Below are 15507 nucleotides of genomic sequence, written 5' to 3'. Positions count from 1 at the left end.
GGATCAGTGGGCCAGTTGCCCACGCAATGAATTGGGGAGTGATTCAGTGATGGTCAGGTCGAGGAACTGGCCGATGAGTTCGGCCGGGCCATCGAAGTTGACCACGCGGTTGTTCTCGGTGCGACCGGCGAGCTGGGCCGGATCCTTGCGCGACGGCCCTTCGACCAGCACGCGCTGCACCGTGCCGACCATCTGGCGGCTGATGCGCTGGGCGTTGGTGTCGATACGCTGTTGCAGCCGTTCCAGACGCGCCTTCTTGACCTCCAGCGGCACCGCGTCCGGATAGTCGGCGGCGGGCGTGCCGGGGCGGCGGCTGTAGACGAAGCTGAAGCTGTGGTCGAAGCCGATCTGGTCGATCAGATCGATGGTCGCGGCGAAGTCCTCGTCCGTCTCGTTCGGAAAACCGACGATGAAGTCCGACGAGATGCAGATGTCCGGACGCGCCTCGCGCAAGCGGCGAATCTTGGCGCGATATTCGAGCGCGGTATGCCCGCGTTTCATCGCCGCCAGGATGCGATCCGAGCCGGACTGCACCGGCAGATGGACGAAGCTCGCCAGCTCTGGCACCTCGGCGAAGGTTTCGATCAGATCGTCGCCGAACTCGACCGGATGGCTGGTGGTGAAGCGGATGCGTCCGATGCCCTCGACCGCCGCCACATAGCGGATCAGCAGCGCCAGACTCGCCGTGGAGCCATCGGCCATCAGACCGCGATAGGCATTGACGTTCTGGCCGAGCAGATTGATCTCGCGCACACCCTGTTCGGCCAGATCCGCGACCTCGGCGATCACGTCGTCGAAGGGACGGCTGATCTCCTCGCCACGGGTGTAGGGCACCACGCAATAGGTGCAGTATTTGGAGCAGCCCTCCATCACCGAGACGAAGGCGGTCGGCCCCTCGGCGCGCGGCGCGGGCAGACAGTCGAACTTCTCGATCTCGGGGAAGGAGACATCGACCTGGGGCCGGCGGCTGGTCTCCAGATCCTTGAGCATCTGCGGCAGCCGGTGCAGGGTCTGGGGTCCGAACACCAGATCGACGTAAGGCGCGCGGGTGCGGATCGCCTCGCCCTCCTGACTGGCGACACAGCCGCCGACGCCGATCACCAGATCGGGCCGCGCCTGCTTCCAGGGCTTCCAGCGTCCGAGCTGCGAAAAGACCTTCTCCTGCGCCTTCTCGCGGATCGAGCAGGTGTTGAGCAGAAGGACATCGGCCTCTTCGGGCTGATCGGTCAGTTCCAGACCCGCCGCGACACGCAGCGCATCCGCCAGACGCGCCGAGTCGTACTCGTTCATCTGGCAGCCATAGGTTTGAATGAAAAGCTTACGCGACATGGAGATCCGGTAGATGGGGGAGCAGCGTCGATCGAGTGGGTCGAGATGGTGTGTGGGCGCGAATTCACGGCTGGGCGTCGATGCCGACATGGGATCGGCTCGCCCGGATGACAAGGCGAGTCATAGTCCCGAATCGACTGCGGGCTGTCAAGATTGGACGAGCCAGACGCGATCCATGCCGAACTCGCGCGCCCGCTCTCGCTGAACATGCAAGAATCGGGAACCTCATACACCGGAGATTGTCCACGAATAGCTCAAATCGTATCGTGGCGTATACAGCCTGGAGCTTCAGACTCGATGACGCGATCCAAATCGACCTTCGGCGCCATCCTGCTGCGCCTCCTGCTCTTTGCCTGTGCTTGGCTGGTGATCGCCGGGACCGATCCGGGTTCCTGGATCATCGGCGCACCGGCCGTGATCGCGGCGACCTGGGCCAGTCTGCGCCTGAGCCGGCGCGATGGCGGATCGCCGCGCCTGCTCGCGGCTTTGGTTTTCGTGCCTTTCTTTCTCTGGCAGTCGCTCAAGGGCGGGCTCGACGTGACCTGGCGCGTGATGCGCCCTCGGATGCGCATCGCGCCGGGCATACACACCTATCGACTCAGGCTGACGAACGCCTCGGCCCGTGTGGTGCTGCTCGACACGCTCAGTCTGCTGCCGGGCACGCTGAGCGCCGATCTGCGCGGCGACGTCCTGACAGTCCATGCGCTCGACGCCGCCGACGGCGCGCAGCTCGACGCCGACATCGCGCAACTGGAACAACGCATCGGCACGCTCTTTGGCGAGCGGCTCGCAGCCCCGACCAGCGAGGCCGACCCTGAACGGGCGGATGTCCTGTCCTGCCGGGACGCCAAAGTCGCCCAGACGTGAACGCCGCTTTCGGGACGAAACATGACGAATCGAGGACATCCGCATGTCACTCTCTGATATCCATCTGGCCGTCGCCCTGCTGCTGCTGGCGACCATGAGTATCGGTCTGATCCGGGTCGCCATCGGCCCGACGCCATCGGATCGCCTGATGGCCGCGCAGCTGCTCGGGACTTCCGGGATCGGGCTGCTGCTGGTGCTGATCCCGGTGATCCGGGTGCCGGCGCTGATCGACGTGGCGCTGGTGTTCTCGCTCCTGGCGGCCGTGGCCATCGTCGCCTTCACCCGCCGACGCGAGGACGAAAACGCATGACGCCCGCCACATTGCTGCTCTGGCTGTCGACCGCCTGCATCCTGGCCGGGGCCTTCTTCTTCGTCGCCGGTACGGTCGGACTCATGCGGCTGCCGGATCGGCTCAGCCGGCTGCACGCCCTGACCAAGGCCGACAATGTCGGACTGGGGCTGCTGATCCTGGGTCTGCTGCTGGAGGCGCCTGGAGTCCTGAACGGACTCAAGCTGGTGCTCGTCTGGCTGTTCGTGCTGGTGGCGAGCGCCACCGGAGCCCATCTGATCGCCAAGCGCGCGCTGCGCGGCGATGGGGAGGACGCCCATTGAATCCACTGCTGCTCGGTTTCGATATCCTGCTCTCGACCACGCTGCTGGGGCTGGCGCTCGCCGCGCTCACCAGCCGCGAACCCCGGCGCGGGGTCATCCTCTTCATTGCATTCGGCCTGTTGCTGGCCCTGGTCTGGGCACGACTGCGCGCACCCGATCTGGCGCTGGCCGAGGCGGCCATCGGCGCGGGTCTGGCCGGGGCGCTGATGCTGTCGGCCGCCCGACGCGCGGCCCGGAGGCGCTAGATGTCATCCTCGAACCCCCAAGCCCTTCTGATCCCGCTGCTGCTGGCGGCGATCGGGGCACTGCTGTTCTGGGCCTTCTGGAGCGGCCTCACCGGCCACGAGGGCGAGCGGCTGGCGGCCCTGGCCCTGGAGCGGGTGCCCGAGTCGGGCGCCAGCAATCCCGTGACCTCGGTGCTGCTCAACTTCCGCGCCTATGACACCCTGCTCGAACTGGCGGTGCTGCTGGCCGCGCTGCTCGGAATCTGGTCGCTCGGCCCGGCGGCGGCGCCCTATCAGCGGGCGTCGCTGCTGCTCGACAGCCTGGTCGGCTGGGTGGTGCCCATGCTGATCATCGCCGGCGGCTATCTGCTCTGGATCGGCGGGCAGGCGCCGGGCGGGGCGTTTCAGGCCGGCGCCCTGCTCGGCGCGGCCGGCGTGACCCTGGCGCTCTCGGGACGACCGAACGCCGGTCTGCCGGGCGAGGCTTGGCTGCGTGTGCTGGCCGCGCTCGGCACCCTGGTGTTCGCGCTCATCGGGCTGACGCTCATGGGGGTGGGGCTGGGCTTCCTGACCTATCCGCCGGCGCTGGCCAAGGCGCTGATCCTGACCATCGAGACCGGCGCCACCCTGAGCATCGGCGCGACCCTGGCGGCGGCCTTCCTCGGCGGCCGGCCGCGCGCCAAGAGGAACGCCGAACCATGAGCCATGAGATCCTGCTCACCCAACTGCTCTATGGCGGTGCGGGCATCCTGTTCTTTCTGCTCGGCGTCTGGTCCTTCATCAGCCACGAACCCCTGTGGCGCAAACTGATCGCGCTCAACATCATGGGCGCCGGGGTGTTCCATGTCCTGGTCGCGGTCGCCTATCGCGGGCTGGACGCGCCGCCCGATCCGGTACCGCACGCCCTGGTGCTGACCGGGATCGTGGTCGCGGTCAGCGCCACGGCGCTGGCGCTCGCCTTCGGCCGGCGTCTGGATCGCGAAGCACCCGAGCACACATCCGACGCTCACGGCGGAGTCGATGATCGGGAGGACGGAACCCATGCTTGATCCATTGGCGCTCGCGGTCGCGCTGCCGCTGCTCGGGGCGCTGCTCGTCACCATGCTCCCCGGCTGGTCGCGCACGCTGGGAATGCTCACGGCGCTGGCGACCACAGGCGTGGCGCTGTGGCTGACCGTCACGGTCTGGAGCGGCGAGGGACTGCGTTCGGATCTCGGCGGCTGGGGCGTGCCGCTCGGCATCGGTCTGCGCGCCGACGGTCTGGCGGCGGCGCTGGTGGCCATGGCCAATCTGGTCGCACTGGCCATCAGTATCAATGCCACCGGCTATTTCGGCGCGGCCGAGTCGAGCCGAAAGTTCTGGCCGCTGTGGCTGCTGCTGTGGACGGCGCTCAACGGGCTGTTCCTGGCCGCCGATCTGTTCAACCTCTATGTGATGCTGGAGCTGCTGGGACTCTCGGCCGCCGCGCTCGGTGCGCTCACCGGCACCCGCGAAGCCGCCGAGGCCAATCTGCGCTATCTGCTGGTGGGCCTGCTTGGGTCCATGACCTATCTGCTCGGCGTGGCCCTGCTTTACACGGCCTATGGCGTGCTGGATCTGGAGCTGGTGGCCGAAGCGCTGACGCCCGGCCCAGTGGCCTGGTCGGCGCTGGCGCTCATGATCGGCGGACTGCTGCTCAAATCAGCCCTGTTCCCGCTGCACTTCTGGCTGCCGCCGGCCCATGCCAACGCACCGGCTCCGGTCAGCGCGGCGCTCTCGGCCCTGGTGGTCAAGGCGGCGGTCTATCTGGTGCTGCGACTGTGGTTGGATCTGTTCGACGGGATCGCGACCCTGCCGGCGGCCATGCTGCTCGGACTGCTCGGGGCGGGCGCGGTGCTCTGGGGTTCCTGGCGCGCGCTACGGGCCGAACGGCTCAAACTGCTGGCGGCCTATTCGACCGTGGCCCAGATCGGCTATCTGTTCCTGTTCCTGCCGCTGCTGACGGCCGCGCCGGACGGGGACACGCGCGAACGGCTGCTCACGGCGCTGGTGCTGCTGGCGCTCACCCACGGCTTCGCCAAGGCCGGTTTCTTCCTCGCTGCCGGGCTGGTGCAGAAAAGCACCGGGCACGATCGCATCCGCGAACTCGGCGGCGCAGCTCAAAGTCTGCCGGCGGCGACCTTCACCATCGGTCTGGCGGGCGTGGCCCTGATCGGCCTGCCGCCGAGCGGCACCTTTTTTGCTAAGTGGGTGCTGGTCGGACAGGCCATCGCCCTGGGTCAATGGTGGTGGGCGCTGGTGGCGATGGCCGGCACCCTGCTGGCGGCGGCCTATGTGTTCCGGGTGCTGGCGCGTGCCTTCAACCGCGAGCCGACGCCCAAGTGCTTCCTGACCGATCCGCGCACCGAGATCCCGGCCCTGCTGCTGGCCGCGCTCTCGGCCCTGGCCGTCGGTCTGGCCGCCCAGCCCATCGCCGTCCTGCTTGGAGCGGGAGTCTGAACGCATGAATCTCGATCCCTATCTGCCGCTGGCCATCGTGCTCAGCTCCGCCCTGCCGGGCGTGCTCATCTTCCTGCTGGGCGAGGACAGCTACCGGCTGCGAACCGCGCTCAATATGTTCGGCGCCCTGCTCAAGATCGTCCTGGTCGGCTGGATGATCTGGGGCGTCTTCCACGGCCATGTCTACGAGAGCCGGCTGACGCTGATGCCGGGTCTGGAACTGGTGCTGAGCGCCGATGCGCTCTCGGTGCTGTTCGTGGCGCTGTCGACCGTGCTGTGGCTGGTGACGACCATCTATGCCATCGGTTATCTGGAGCACTCGCCGAACCGTAGCCGCTTCTTCGGTTTCTTCAGTCTCTGCGTGTCGGCGACCGTGGGTATCGCGCTCGCGGGGAATCTGATGACCTTCGTGGTCTTCTACGAGATCCTCACGCTGGCGACCTATCCGCTGGTCGCCCATCGCGGCACGCCGGACGCCGATCACGGGGCCAAGGTCTATCTGGCCTACACCATGAGCGGCGGCGTGCTGCTGTTTGTCGGTGCGGTCTGGCTCCAGACCCTGGTCGGTCAACTGGCTTTCACCCAGGGCGGTCTGCTCGGGGCGGCGCCCGAGGCGCTGCACGGTCAGTTCATCGTCATCTTCTTCCTGCTGCTGGCCGGGCTGGGCGTGAAGGCGGCGCTGGTGCCCCTGCACGGCTGGCTGCCGCAAGCGATGATCGCACCGGCGCCGGTCAGCGCCCTGCTGCACGCGGTCGCCGTGGTCAAGGCCGGCGCCTTCGGCATCGTGCGCGTGGTCTATGACGTCTATGGCGTCGAATTCGCCCATGATCTGGGGCTGCTGACCGTGCTCGGCGTGCTGGCGGCCACCACCATCATCTATGGCTCGATCAAGGCGCTGTCGCAGGACGGGCTGAAGAAACGGCTGGCCTATTCGACCGTCAGTCAGGTGTCCTATATCGCGCTCGGCGCCTCGGTGCTCGGCCCGATCGCGACCATCGGCGGTCTGGTGCATCTAGTACATCAGGGCATCATGAAGATCACGCTGTTCTTCTGCGCCGGCAACTATGCCGAGACGCTCGGCGTGCACAGGGTCAGCGAGATGAACGGCGTCGGTCGGCGCATGCCCTGGACGACGCTGGCCTTCACGGTCGGGGCGCTGGGCATGATCGGCATTCCGCCGGTGGCCGGGTTCGTCACCAAGTGGTATCTGGGGCTGGGCGCGGCCTCGGCCGGGGCCTACTGGGTGATTGGCGTGCTGTTGGTCAGCAGTCTGCTCAATGCCGCCTATTTCCTGCCGATCCTCTATCGCGCCTGGTTCCGTCCGCCGCCGGAGCACTGGCCGAAAGAGCCTGTGTTGTCGAAACGGCTGGAGACGGCCCCGTCCCTGCTGTGGCCGCCAGTGGTGACGGCGCTGCTGGCCGTGATCGCGGGATTGCTGGCCGCCGCGCCCTTCAGTCCGCTCGAATGGGCGACCCTGATCGCCGAGCGGGAGTATGGGCGATGAGTGGGCTGTTGTTGGCGGTGGTGCTGGTGCCGTTGCTGCTCGCGCCGCTCGCCGTGCATCCGGCGTTGCGCTGGCTGGTGCTGATCGCCCCGCTGCCCGCGCTCGTCGGTCTGGCGCTGCTGCCGCCCGACGCGACCCTGGAGCTGCCCTGGCTGCTGCTCGGCACAGCGCTCGGGTTCGATGAGACGACGCGGGTCTTTCTGCTGTTCACGGCGCTGGTGTGGTCGCTGGCGGCGGTGTCGGTGGTCGAACGCCTGGGCACGGCGCCGGGGACCGGGCGCTTCCGGCTGCTGTTCCTGCTCGCGCTCGCCGGCAATCTGTGGCTGATCCTGGCGCGCGAGCCGGTCGGGTTCTATGTCGGCTTCGCTCTCATGGGGTTGGCGGCCTATGGGCTGATCCTGCATCCGGGCGGGCTGATGCGCCGACGGGCCGGACGCGTCTATCTGGCCATGACCCTGATCGGGGAGCTGTCGCTGTTCGTGGCGCTACTGATGATGGCGCGGACTCAGGGCGTGACCTGGAGTCTGCCCGAGACGCCGACGCCCGATGGCGCGGTGATCACGCTGCTGCTGATCGGATTCGGCATCAAGGCCGGACTCATGCCGCTGCATCCCTGGCTGCCGCTGGCTTATAGCGCCGCGCCCGCGCCGGCCGCCGCCGTGCTGAGCGGCGCCATGAGCAAGGTCGCGCTGCTCGGCTGGCTGCGGCTGCTGCCGCTGGGACAGGTCGCGCTGCCAGAATGGGGGATGCTGTTCGTGTGGCTGGGGCTGGTCAGCCTGCTGGTGGCGCTGGGCGTGGGGCTGGTGCAGACCGATCCGCGCCGGGTGCTGGCCTATTCGAGCATCAGCAAGGCGGGTCTGTTCGTGCTGCTGCTGGGTCTGCTGTTGCTCGAACCGGCATTGACGCCGGTCGGGGTTGGGGCGCTCACGCTCTATGCCGCGCATCATGCACTGGTCAAGTCGGGGCTGTTTCTGGGGCTGGGATTGCGTGATCTGGACCCGGCGCGGCCCTTGGTGCGTGCGGGGTTGATCCTGCTGGCGCTGGCATTGGCGGGGGCGCCGCTGACCAGTGGCGCGCTGGCCAAGTATGTCGCCAAGCCGGTGCTGCTTTCACCGGGCTGGATCTGGCTCGATCTGGCGCTGATGCTGGCGACGGTGGCGACCGCGCTGCTGATGGCGCGCTTCGTCTGGCTGATCTGGCCGGCGCCGGGCGTGGTCAAATCCGCACCGACAGTCAGTGACTTCCAAGAGCCTCAGACGCCGATCGCTCCCCGGTCCGTCTTTCCGATCTGGAGTCTCGCGGCCTGGATCCTGCTGCTCGGACTGGTCGCGGGCTTTCCGTTCGTGCTCGGCGAGCCGTCGGCCTGGCCGACCAATGCCGGAGCCATGCTCGTCGCCGGGCTGATCGCGGCGCCGCTGGCGCTCGCCATCCGGCATCGGGCGCCCGGCTCGGGACGCCCCGTGCGCCAACGCCGCTTGGGCGATCTGGTGGTGCTCGCCGAACCGATCCTGACCGCGCAGCTCTGGGCGGCGCGCGCGCTGTTCGGACGCTGGAACGCCATGGTCGAGGCGGTGCGCGCACATCTCTATGGTCTGGGCGAGCGGGTCGGTTCGCCGCCGTCCGATCCCGAGCGGACATTACGCGCCTGGCCGACCGCCGGCTGGCTGTGGCTGGGTGTGACCCTGCTCCTCCTGCTACTGGTCCTGATCACGCCGTCAACTACCCCGGCCTGAAGGCCGGAGCTTGAAAGAGCTGGGTTGACCAGGGAAAGCGGTGAAAACCCGCTGCGTTTGCAACAGGTCGCACAGACCGACTCCGAGGTGCTTCCTCAGCCTCGGACTCTCGAAGACCCGGACCATGCTGACGAAAGGTAAAGCGTCGAAGGTTCGGGTCGCCGCCGCGCGGCGGGAGCCGGTTGCAGACCTTCCCGAGGGGAGCGAGCCGCAAGGCTCCGTCACCAGGCCCGTAAGGGCGCGTTTTGGAACCGAGCGATGGCTGTATTCGTACTCGACAAACAGAAGAAACCACTGATGCCGTGCACGGAGAAACGCGCGCGGCTGTTACTGGAGCGCGGACGGGCGGTGGTGGTGCGTCTGGCCCCGTTCACCATTCGCCTGAAGGATCGGATCGGCGGAGCGCTGCAACCACTGCGCCTGAAGCTCGATCCCGGCAGTCGCGTGACCGGACTGGCCCTGGTGCGCGAATCCGAGACCTGTGATCCAGACACGGGCGCGATCGATCGCTTGGAGCATGGGCTGTGGTTTGGGGAACTGGCGCATCGTGGTCAGATCATCCGGGAGGCGCTGACACTTCGGCGTCACTTCCGCCGGGCACGCCGGTCTCGGAAGACGCGCTACCGGGCGCCGCGCTTCCTGAATCGCCCCCGCCGCGCGGGTTGGTTGCCGCCGTCGTTACAGCATCGGCTCGACACCACCGTCAACTGGGTGCAGCGCCTGCGCCGGCTCGCCCCGATCACCGCCCTCAGTCAGGAATTGGTGCGTTTCGATACCCAAGCCATGCAAAATCCCGAGATCAGCGGGGTCGAATACCAACAGGGCGAACTGGCCGGTTACGAAGTCCGTGAATACCTGCTGGAGAAGTGGCGCCGGACCTGTGCCTATTGTGGCGCGACGCACGTGCCACTGGAGATCGAGCACATCGTGCCGCGCGCCAAAGGCGGCTCGGATCGGGTCTCGAACCTGACGCTCGCCTGCCGGCCCTGCAATCAGCGCAAGGGGAACCGATCCATCGAGGACTTTCTGCAACGCCAACCGGCGCGCCTGCACCAGATCCAGGCCCAGGCCAAAGCACCGCTCCAGGACGCCGCCGCCGTCAATGCCACGCGCTGGGCGCTGTTTGCAGCCCTGACAGCGACAGGGCTTCCCGTCGAGACCGCCTCGGGCGGACGCACCAAGTACAACCGCACGCGCCTGGACATCCCCAAAACCCATGCCCTCGATGCGCTCTGTGTCGGCGCTGTCGATCAGGTGCGCGACTGGAACCGCCCGGTCCTGGCCATCCGCGCCACCGGACGCGGGGCCTACCGCCGCACCCGCACGTTCAACAACGGCTTTCCGCGCGGCTATCTCATGCGCCACAAGCGCATCCACGGCTTCCAGACCGGCGATTGGGTGCGCGCCGAGGTGCCCACGGGCAAGAAAGCTGGTGTGCATGTCGGGCGCGTGGCGGTGCGCCAAACGGGATCGTTCAACATCCAGACCCAGGCCGGAACCGTTCAGGGGATTTCCTACCGCCATTGCCGCCTCCTGCAACGCGCCGACGGCTATGGCTATTCATTCAAACTTAAACCAGAAATGGAGGCAGCGAGACGGGCGGCCTAACCGCGCTGCGCGCGGTGCGCTATCCCTCCCCGCCAGTCAAGGACGGGGTTTCTCGCGCAAGACTGATGACAGTGCCGTTGATCCTGAGCTGGCTGTGGCCACTGCTGCTCGCGCCGCTGGTGCTCCAGCCTCGGCGGCACTGGCTGGTCGCACTCGCGCCCCTTCCGGCGCTGGCGACGGCGCTGTGGATTCCGGCCGGCGCCCGGGTCGAACTGCCCTGGCTGCTGGTCGGCGCCACCCTGGGTCTGGACACGCCGGGGCGGATCTTTCTCGGCTTCACGGCACTGCTGTGGCTGGTCGCCGCCGTCCATGCCGTCCGCGCTCTGCGCGACTCGCCGCACGCCGGGCGCTTCCATCTGTTCTTCCTGTTGGCGATGGCGGGCAATCTGTGGCTGATCGTCGCGCTCGATCTGGCAAGCTTCTATACCGGCTTCGCGCTCATGGGGATCGCCTCCTATGGTCTGGTCATCCACGACGGACGACGTGAGTCGCTGCGCGCCGGCAAGGTCTATCTGATCCTGACCCTGCTCGGCGAGAGCACGCTCTTCATGGCGCTGGTGCTGATCGCGCACCAGACCGGCTCGATCGCGCCCTCAGCCGCCGCATTGACCGCGATCGACGACCTGGCCATCGGGCTGCTGATCCTGGGGCTGGCGGTCAAGGCCGGTCTGATGCCGCTGCACGTCTGGCTGCCGCTGGCGCATCCGGCCGCGCCCGTGCCGGCGAGCGCGGTCCTGAGCGGAACCATGATCAAGGCCGCCCTGCTCGGATGGCTGCGCTTCCTGCCGCTCGGCGCCTTGGCGCTGCCGCACTGGGGACTGCTGCTGGTGCTGGCCGGGCTGATCACGGCGATCCTGGCCCCGCTGATCGGTCTGATCCAGACCAACCCCAAGGTGGTGCTGGCCTATTCGAGCGTGGCCAAGATGGGCGTCATGACCCTAGCGCTGGGGCTGCTGCTGATCGAACCTCGGTTGGCCCTTGTCGGGGTGCCGGCGCTCGCCCTCTATGCCGGACACCATGCCCTGACCAAGGGCGGACTCTTCCTCGGGGTCGGATTGCGTCACACGAGCGGGCGCCAGCCAATGATCCTCGCCGGGCTGAGCCTGCTGGTGCTGGTCATGATCGGCGCGCCGCTCACCAGTGGGGCCATCACCAAGGACGGACTCAAACCGATACTGGAGGTGCTCGACTGGCGCTGGCTCGGCGCGGGTCTGGGACTGGCGTCCGTGGTCACAGCGCTGCTGATGGCGCGCTTTCTGTGGCTGATGTGGCGGACCGAGCCGCATCCCGAACCGGGCTACCGGTCGGCGGGCGCGGTCTGGTCGCTACTGATCGCGGCGATCCTGGTGCTGCCGCCGACCGTGGCTCTCGGCAGTGGAGCCCAGCTCGGCTGGACGACCAACCTCGGCCTCATCGCCATCGCCCTGGCGATCGGGTTGCCGGTGCTGCTGGCCGCGCTCCAGCGTCCGGGCACGCTCGACGGGATACTCGACCGCATCCCGCCGGGTGATCTGCTGGAGGCACTGCGTCCACTGCCGCCGCAGTTGCGCTGGAGTCAGCGTTGGATCAAGCGTCGCTGGGCGAACTGGCGCGCGCGCCTGCTCGATCCCTGGCTCGACTGGGTCGACCTGCACTGGCACGCGACCCGCGCCAGCACAGCCGAGCGCCTGATGGCGCTCTGGCTGGTCGCGGGTATGCTCTGGATCGGGCTGCTGCTGCTCATCGGACTGATGGTAATCCCGCGATGACACTCGATCTATCGAAGATCCCGCTCGATCAACTGATGTACGGCATCAGCCTGGGCGCGGTGGCCATGATGGCCGCTGCCGGTGTTCTGGAGGCCGGACGCAAGCGTTTCGATCTGTTCGGCATGGTCGTCGTCGCCTTGGCCGCTGCGCTCGGCGGCGGTTCGCTACGCGATGTGCTGCTCGACCGGCCGGTGTTCTGGGTCGCCGATCAGACCTATCTGGTCGCGGCGCTCATCGCGGCCATGCTCACCTTCTTCCTGGCACGGATCTTCGCCTTGCCGGCGAGGCTGTTCCTGGTTCCGGACGCGGCAGGGCTGGCGCTCTTCACCATCAGCGGCACCAAGGCGGCGCTGGTCTGGGGTGCACCCTGGCTGGTGGCCAGCTTCATGGGCGTCATCACCGGCGTGATGGGCGGCGTCCTGCGCGACGTGCTGTGCAACGAGGAACCACTGGTCTTTCAGGGCACGCTCTACGCGACCGCTGCCTGGGCCGGAGCGCTGGTCTTCATCGGTTCGATGACCTGGGGGCTCGATCCTGGACAGGCCGCCATGGCGGGCGGCGCACTGATCTTCCTGTTGCGCGTGGCAGCGATCCGCTGGGAGATCGCGCTACCGCGTTTCACGGCACGGCTGTAGGCCGAATATTCAGGCGCGCGCCTCACTGGTCGCTCATGGCATCATCGCCGTCGAATCACACGCGAGGAAACCGAGGATGAGGCACCTATCCCTGACCGATCCCTTTGGCCGGAGCATCGACTATCTGCGGCTCTCGGTCACGGATCGCTGCGATCTGCGCTGCGGCTATTGTCTGCCCAAGGGCTTCAAGGGGTTCGAGGAGCCGGCGCACTGGCTGACCTTCGAGGAGATCGAGTGCGTGGTCGCGGCCTTCACGGCGCTGGGGGTGCGGCGGGTGCGTCTGACCGGCGGCGAGCCGCTGATGCGCCGTGGTCTGACCGAGCTGGCCGAACGTCTGTCGGCCCTGCCCGGTCTCGATGATCTCTCGCTGTCGAGCAATGCGACACAACTGGAGTCGCTCGCCGAACCGCTGGTGCGTGCCGGTGTGCGGCGGCTCAATGTCAGTCTCGACAGTCTGAATCCCGAGGTCTTCCGCCAGATCACGGGCGGCGATCTGGCGCGGGTGCTGCGCGGCATCGCGGCGGCGCGGGAGGCCGGCATGGAGCCGATCCGCGTCAATACGGTGGTGATGCGCGGCGTCAACGACGCCGAGATCGAGGACATCCTCGACTACTGCGACGCACATGGTTTCACCCTGCGTCTGATCGAGACCATGCCGATGGGTGCGACCGGACAGGCGGCGCTAAGCGCTTTCGGCGATCTGGAGCCGATCAAGCGGCGTCTGGAGCAGCGGTTCGAGCTGATCCCGGACATCCTGCCCGGCGGCGGCCCGGCTCGTTACTATCGGGTCGCCGGCGCCGAGACCCGACTCGGCTTCATCACACCGCTGTCGCAGCACTTCTGCGCGACCTGCAACCGGGTACGCCTGACCGTCGAGGGAACGCTCTATCTGTGCCTGGGTCAGGATCACAGCTATCCGCTACGCGATCTGCTGCGCGCCGGGATCAGTGACACGGAACTTCAGACACACCTGCAACAGGCGATCGCTCTGAAACCCGAGCGCCATGAGTTCAACGAGCGCCCCGGACAGGTGGTGCGCTTCATGTCGATGACCGGCGGCTGAGATCCGCCCCGAACACTAACCGGCAACCCCTTCCACCTTGTCGTAGATCTCGGCCAGCGACAGCTCGGCCTCGATCACCGATAGCGGGATGGATTCCGAGGACGCCTGATAGGTGCTCAGGCTCCAGGTTCCGTCCGACTGACGGAGGAACAGCTCGGCCTGTATCCGATCCTGCGACAGCAGCAGATAGGCTTGCAGGCTTGGAAGGCTTCGGTAGTAGCGGAACTTGTCGCCGCGATCATAGGCTTCGGTGGAATCCGAGAGCACTTCGACGATCAGCGTCGGATTGGTGACGACGTCGCGCCGCCGGTCGTGAAAGTCGCGCTCGCCGCAGATCACCATTACATCGGGATAGGCCCCCACGTCGGCGGTGGCGATATGGACCTTCATGTCGCTCGGATACACGCGGCAGGGTCGGCCCTTGAGCTGGTTGCGAAGCTCGGCACCGACATTGAGCGCGATGAGATTGTGCTCCTCGCTGCCGCCGGCCATCGCAAAGACCTCGCCGGCCACGTATTCGCAGCGCTGATCGGTGGAGGTTCGCTCGATGGCGAGCCAGTCGTCGAAGGAAAGATGCGGTTGAGGTTCGGCTGACATCATGACCTCCGGTGGATCGTTGTACTGGATGGTGCTGGGCCGAATTATAGACGTCCCGTCGGCGGCCTGACAGATTGGGTCATGTTCGACCTGTGCCGGAATCCGGCCGCTTTCCCACACACTTCTCGGACAATGCGGACTACGTCTGCGCGACTGTTCGGAAACTTATCATGGAAACAGCGGGCTTGCGCGCCGTGAATAGCAGCGTGTTGCCGCCCAGATAGCCATGCGCGGCCGACCAGTAATCGAGCGCCGTCACGTCCACGAACCCCAGGTCACGCAACTGATCGAGCAGTTCCCAGCCGAAGTGGTAGTAGCAGAGACAGCCGGCGTCGCTGACCGGATCGCCATGATATTCGGGTGGATGGAGATGTTCGATCTGGCCGTCCGATCCAAGCCGCGCGCGCACGAGCGTCTCTTGGGCCTCGACGATGAAGGGCACGCTGAAGACGAAGACGCCTCCGGGTTTCAGACAGCGCAGACACTCGCGCGCGGCCGCCGGATAATCGGGGACATGCTCCAGCACGTCGAACGAGAGGATGGCCGAGAGACTCGCATCCGCGAAGCTCAGGCGCGTGAGGTCTTCATGACGCCAGCCGCGCGCATCGACCTGTCCAGGCTGGAACTCGGACCCGAGATATTCGCTGCCGGTCAAATTGGGGTAGCGATCCGCCATCCAGCGATAGAGCGACGTGTTCTGCTCAGTGAGATACAGCAGATCTCGGCGTCGCGCGCCCACGAACCGCTCGAACAGATGCAGGGTCGCGCGGATCCGGCTGTTGAGGCGACAGTGGGGACAGAGCAGTCGCTCGCGCCAGTTGGGTTGCAGCCGGCCATCGACCGGGTAGGCATAGGCGAAGTCGACCTGTAACGCAACCTGGCGCTGGCAGGGTTGACAGTAGCCCGGCACACTGAATGGCTGCTGATCCGCCGGCGTGAGGTTCGAGACATAGGTGCGACGCTGTTCCAACATCTTTGAGCGCTGGGGAGCGGCATAGTCGGCGCGTGAGGCGAGACGCTCGGGTTGGAACACGGGCGACAGGCGCCATCGCTCGCGCCAGGCATCAATGATCGCAATTCGCATAATATCTTCCATTCGTGTATTTCAT

16 protein-coding genes are annotated in these 15507 nt (G+C 66.9%); 13 read left to right on the top strand and 3 right to left on the bottom strand.

From position 1 onward, the window contains the following. Nucleotides 1–3: 3 nt before the first annotated feature. On the bottom strand, nt 4–1329 hold the full coding sequence (miaB, locus tag HW932_RS04110; protein WP_176975217.1) for a tRNA (N6-isopentenyl adenosine(37)-C2)-methylthiotransferase MiaB: 1326 nt from the start codon (nt 1327–1329) through the stop codon (nt 4–6). Nucleotides 1330–1626: 297 nt separating this feature from the next. Here miaB and HW932_RS04105 point away from each other — a divergent pair, with 297 nt between their 5' ends. The 13 genes from HW932_RS04105 (at nt 1627) to moaA (ending at nt 13801) form a co-directional block, all read left to right on the top strand. Continuing rightward, nucleotides 1627–2196, top strand: a complete 570-nt coding sequence (locus tag HW932_RS04105; protein WP_176975216.1) for a Na+/H+ antiporter subunit E — start codon at nt 1627–1629, stop codon at nt 2194–2196. 43 nt (nt 2197–2239) lie between these two features. Beyond that, a complete protein-coding gene (locus HW932_RS04100) occupies nt 2240–2506 on the top strand; it encodes an MrpF/PhaF family protein (protein ID WP_176975215.1) in 267 nt (88 codons plus the stop codon). Further along, nucleotides 2503–2808: a monovalent cation/H(+) antiporter subunit G gene (locus HW932_RS04095; protein WP_176975214.1), complete on the top strand. Its 306-nt coding sequence runs from the start codon at nt 2503–2505 to the stop codon at nt 2806–2808. The genes HW932_RS04100 and HW932_RS04095 overlap by 4 nt, the downstream gene beginning before the upstream one ends. Next, nucleotides 2805–3053: a DUF4040 domain-containing protein gene (locus HW932_RS21770; protein ID WP_012970619.1), complete on the top strand. Its 249-nt coding sequence runs from the start codon at nt 2805–2807 to the stop codon at nt 3051–3053. Before HW932_RS04095 ends, HW932_RS21770 begins: the two co-directional genes overlap by 4 nt. Next, nucleotides 3054–3734 (top strand): MnhB domain-containing protein, encoded by a 681-nt coding sequence (locus HW932_RS04090; RefSeq protein ID WP_246296646.1) that lies wholly within the window; start codon nt 3054–3056, stop codon nt 3732–3734. After that, nucleotides 3731–4081 carry an NADH-quinone oxidoreductase subunit K gene (locus HW932_RS04085; protein ID WP_176975213.1) on the top strand — a complete coding sequence of 117 codons (351 nt, stop codon included), beginning with the start codon at nt 3731–3733 and terminating at the stop codon, nt 4079–4081. Before HW932_RS04090 ends, HW932_RS04085 begins: the two co-directional genes overlap by 4 nt. Beyond that, nucleotides 4074–5510, top strand: coding sequence for a complex I subunit 5 family protein (locus HW932_RS04080; RefSeq protein ID WP_176975212.1), 1437 nt, complete (start codon nt 4074–4076; stop codon nt 5508–5510). The genes HW932_RS04085 and HW932_RS04080 overlap by 8 nt, the downstream gene beginning before the upstream one ends. A 4-nt stretch (nt 5511–5514) precedes the next feature. Next, a complete protein-coding gene (locus HW932_RS04075) occupies nt 5515–7014 on the top strand; it encodes a proton-conducting transporter transmembrane domain-containing protein (RefSeq protein WP_176975211.1) in 1500 nt (499 codons plus the stop codon). Then, entirely contained in the window at nt 7011–8747 is a 1737-nt protein-coding gene (locus HW932_RS04070) for a proton-conducting transporter transmembrane domain-containing protein (RefSeq protein ID WP_176975210.1), read from the top strand. The genes HW932_RS04075 and HW932_RS04070 overlap by 4 nt, the downstream gene beginning before the upstream one ends. Before the next feature lie 258 nt (nt 8748–9005). Next, nucleotides 9006–10355, top strand: a complete 1350-nt coding sequence (gene iscB / locus HW932_RS04065) for an RNA-guided endonuclease IscB (RefSeq protein ID WP_176975209.1) — start codon at nt 9006–9008, stop codon at nt 10353–10355. A gap of 65 nt (nt 10356–10420) precedes the next feature. Beyond that, nucleotides 10421–12103, top strand: a complete 1683-nt coding sequence (locus HW932_RS04060) for a complex I subunit 5 family protein (RefSeq protein WP_176975208.1) — start codon at nt 10421–10423, stop codon at nt 12101–12103. Next, nucleotides 12100–12738, top strand: coding sequence for a trimeric intracellular cation channel family protein (locus tag HW932_RS04055; RefSeq protein ID WP_176975207.1), 639 nt, complete (start codon nt 12100–12102; stop codon nt 12736–12738). The genes HW932_RS04060 and HW932_RS04055 overlap by 4 nt, the downstream gene beginning before the upstream one ends. 76 nt (nt 12739–12814) lie before the next feature. Further along, nucleotides 12815–13801 carry a GTP 3',8-cyclase MoaA gene (gene moaA, locus HW932_RS04050; RefSeq protein ID WP_176975206.1) on the top strand — a complete coding sequence of 329 codons (987 nt, stop codon included), beginning with the start codon at nt 12815–12817 and terminating at the stop codon, nt 13799–13801. A gap of 15 nt (nt 13802–13816) precedes the next feature. Here the strand turns inward: moaA and HW932_RS04045 are convergent, their stop codons facing one another. Beyond that, nucleotides 13817–14398, bottom strand: coding sequence for a Uma2 family endonuclease (locus tag HW932_RS04045; RefSeq protein WP_176975205.1), 582 nt, complete (start codon nt 14396–14398; stop codon nt 13817–13819). A 139-nt stretch (nt 14399–14537) separates the two neighbouring features. Further along, on the bottom strand, nt 14538–15482 hold the full coding sequence (locus tag HW932_RS04040; protein ID WP_176975204.1) for a class I SAM-dependent methyltransferase: 945 nt from the start codon (nt 15480–15482) through the stop codon (nt 14538–14540). Between the last annotated feature and the right edge of the window lie 25 nt (nt 15483–15507).

It is taken from the genome of Allochromatium humboldtianum, assembly GCF_013385175.1.
Classification (GTDB): domain Bacteria; phylum Pseudomonadota; class Gammaproteobacteria; order Chromatiales; family Chromatiaceae; genus Thermochromatium; species Thermochromatium humboldtianum.
Note: the sequence above shows the minus strand (reverse complement) of the source record. Positions and strands in the feature narration are given on the sequence as shown.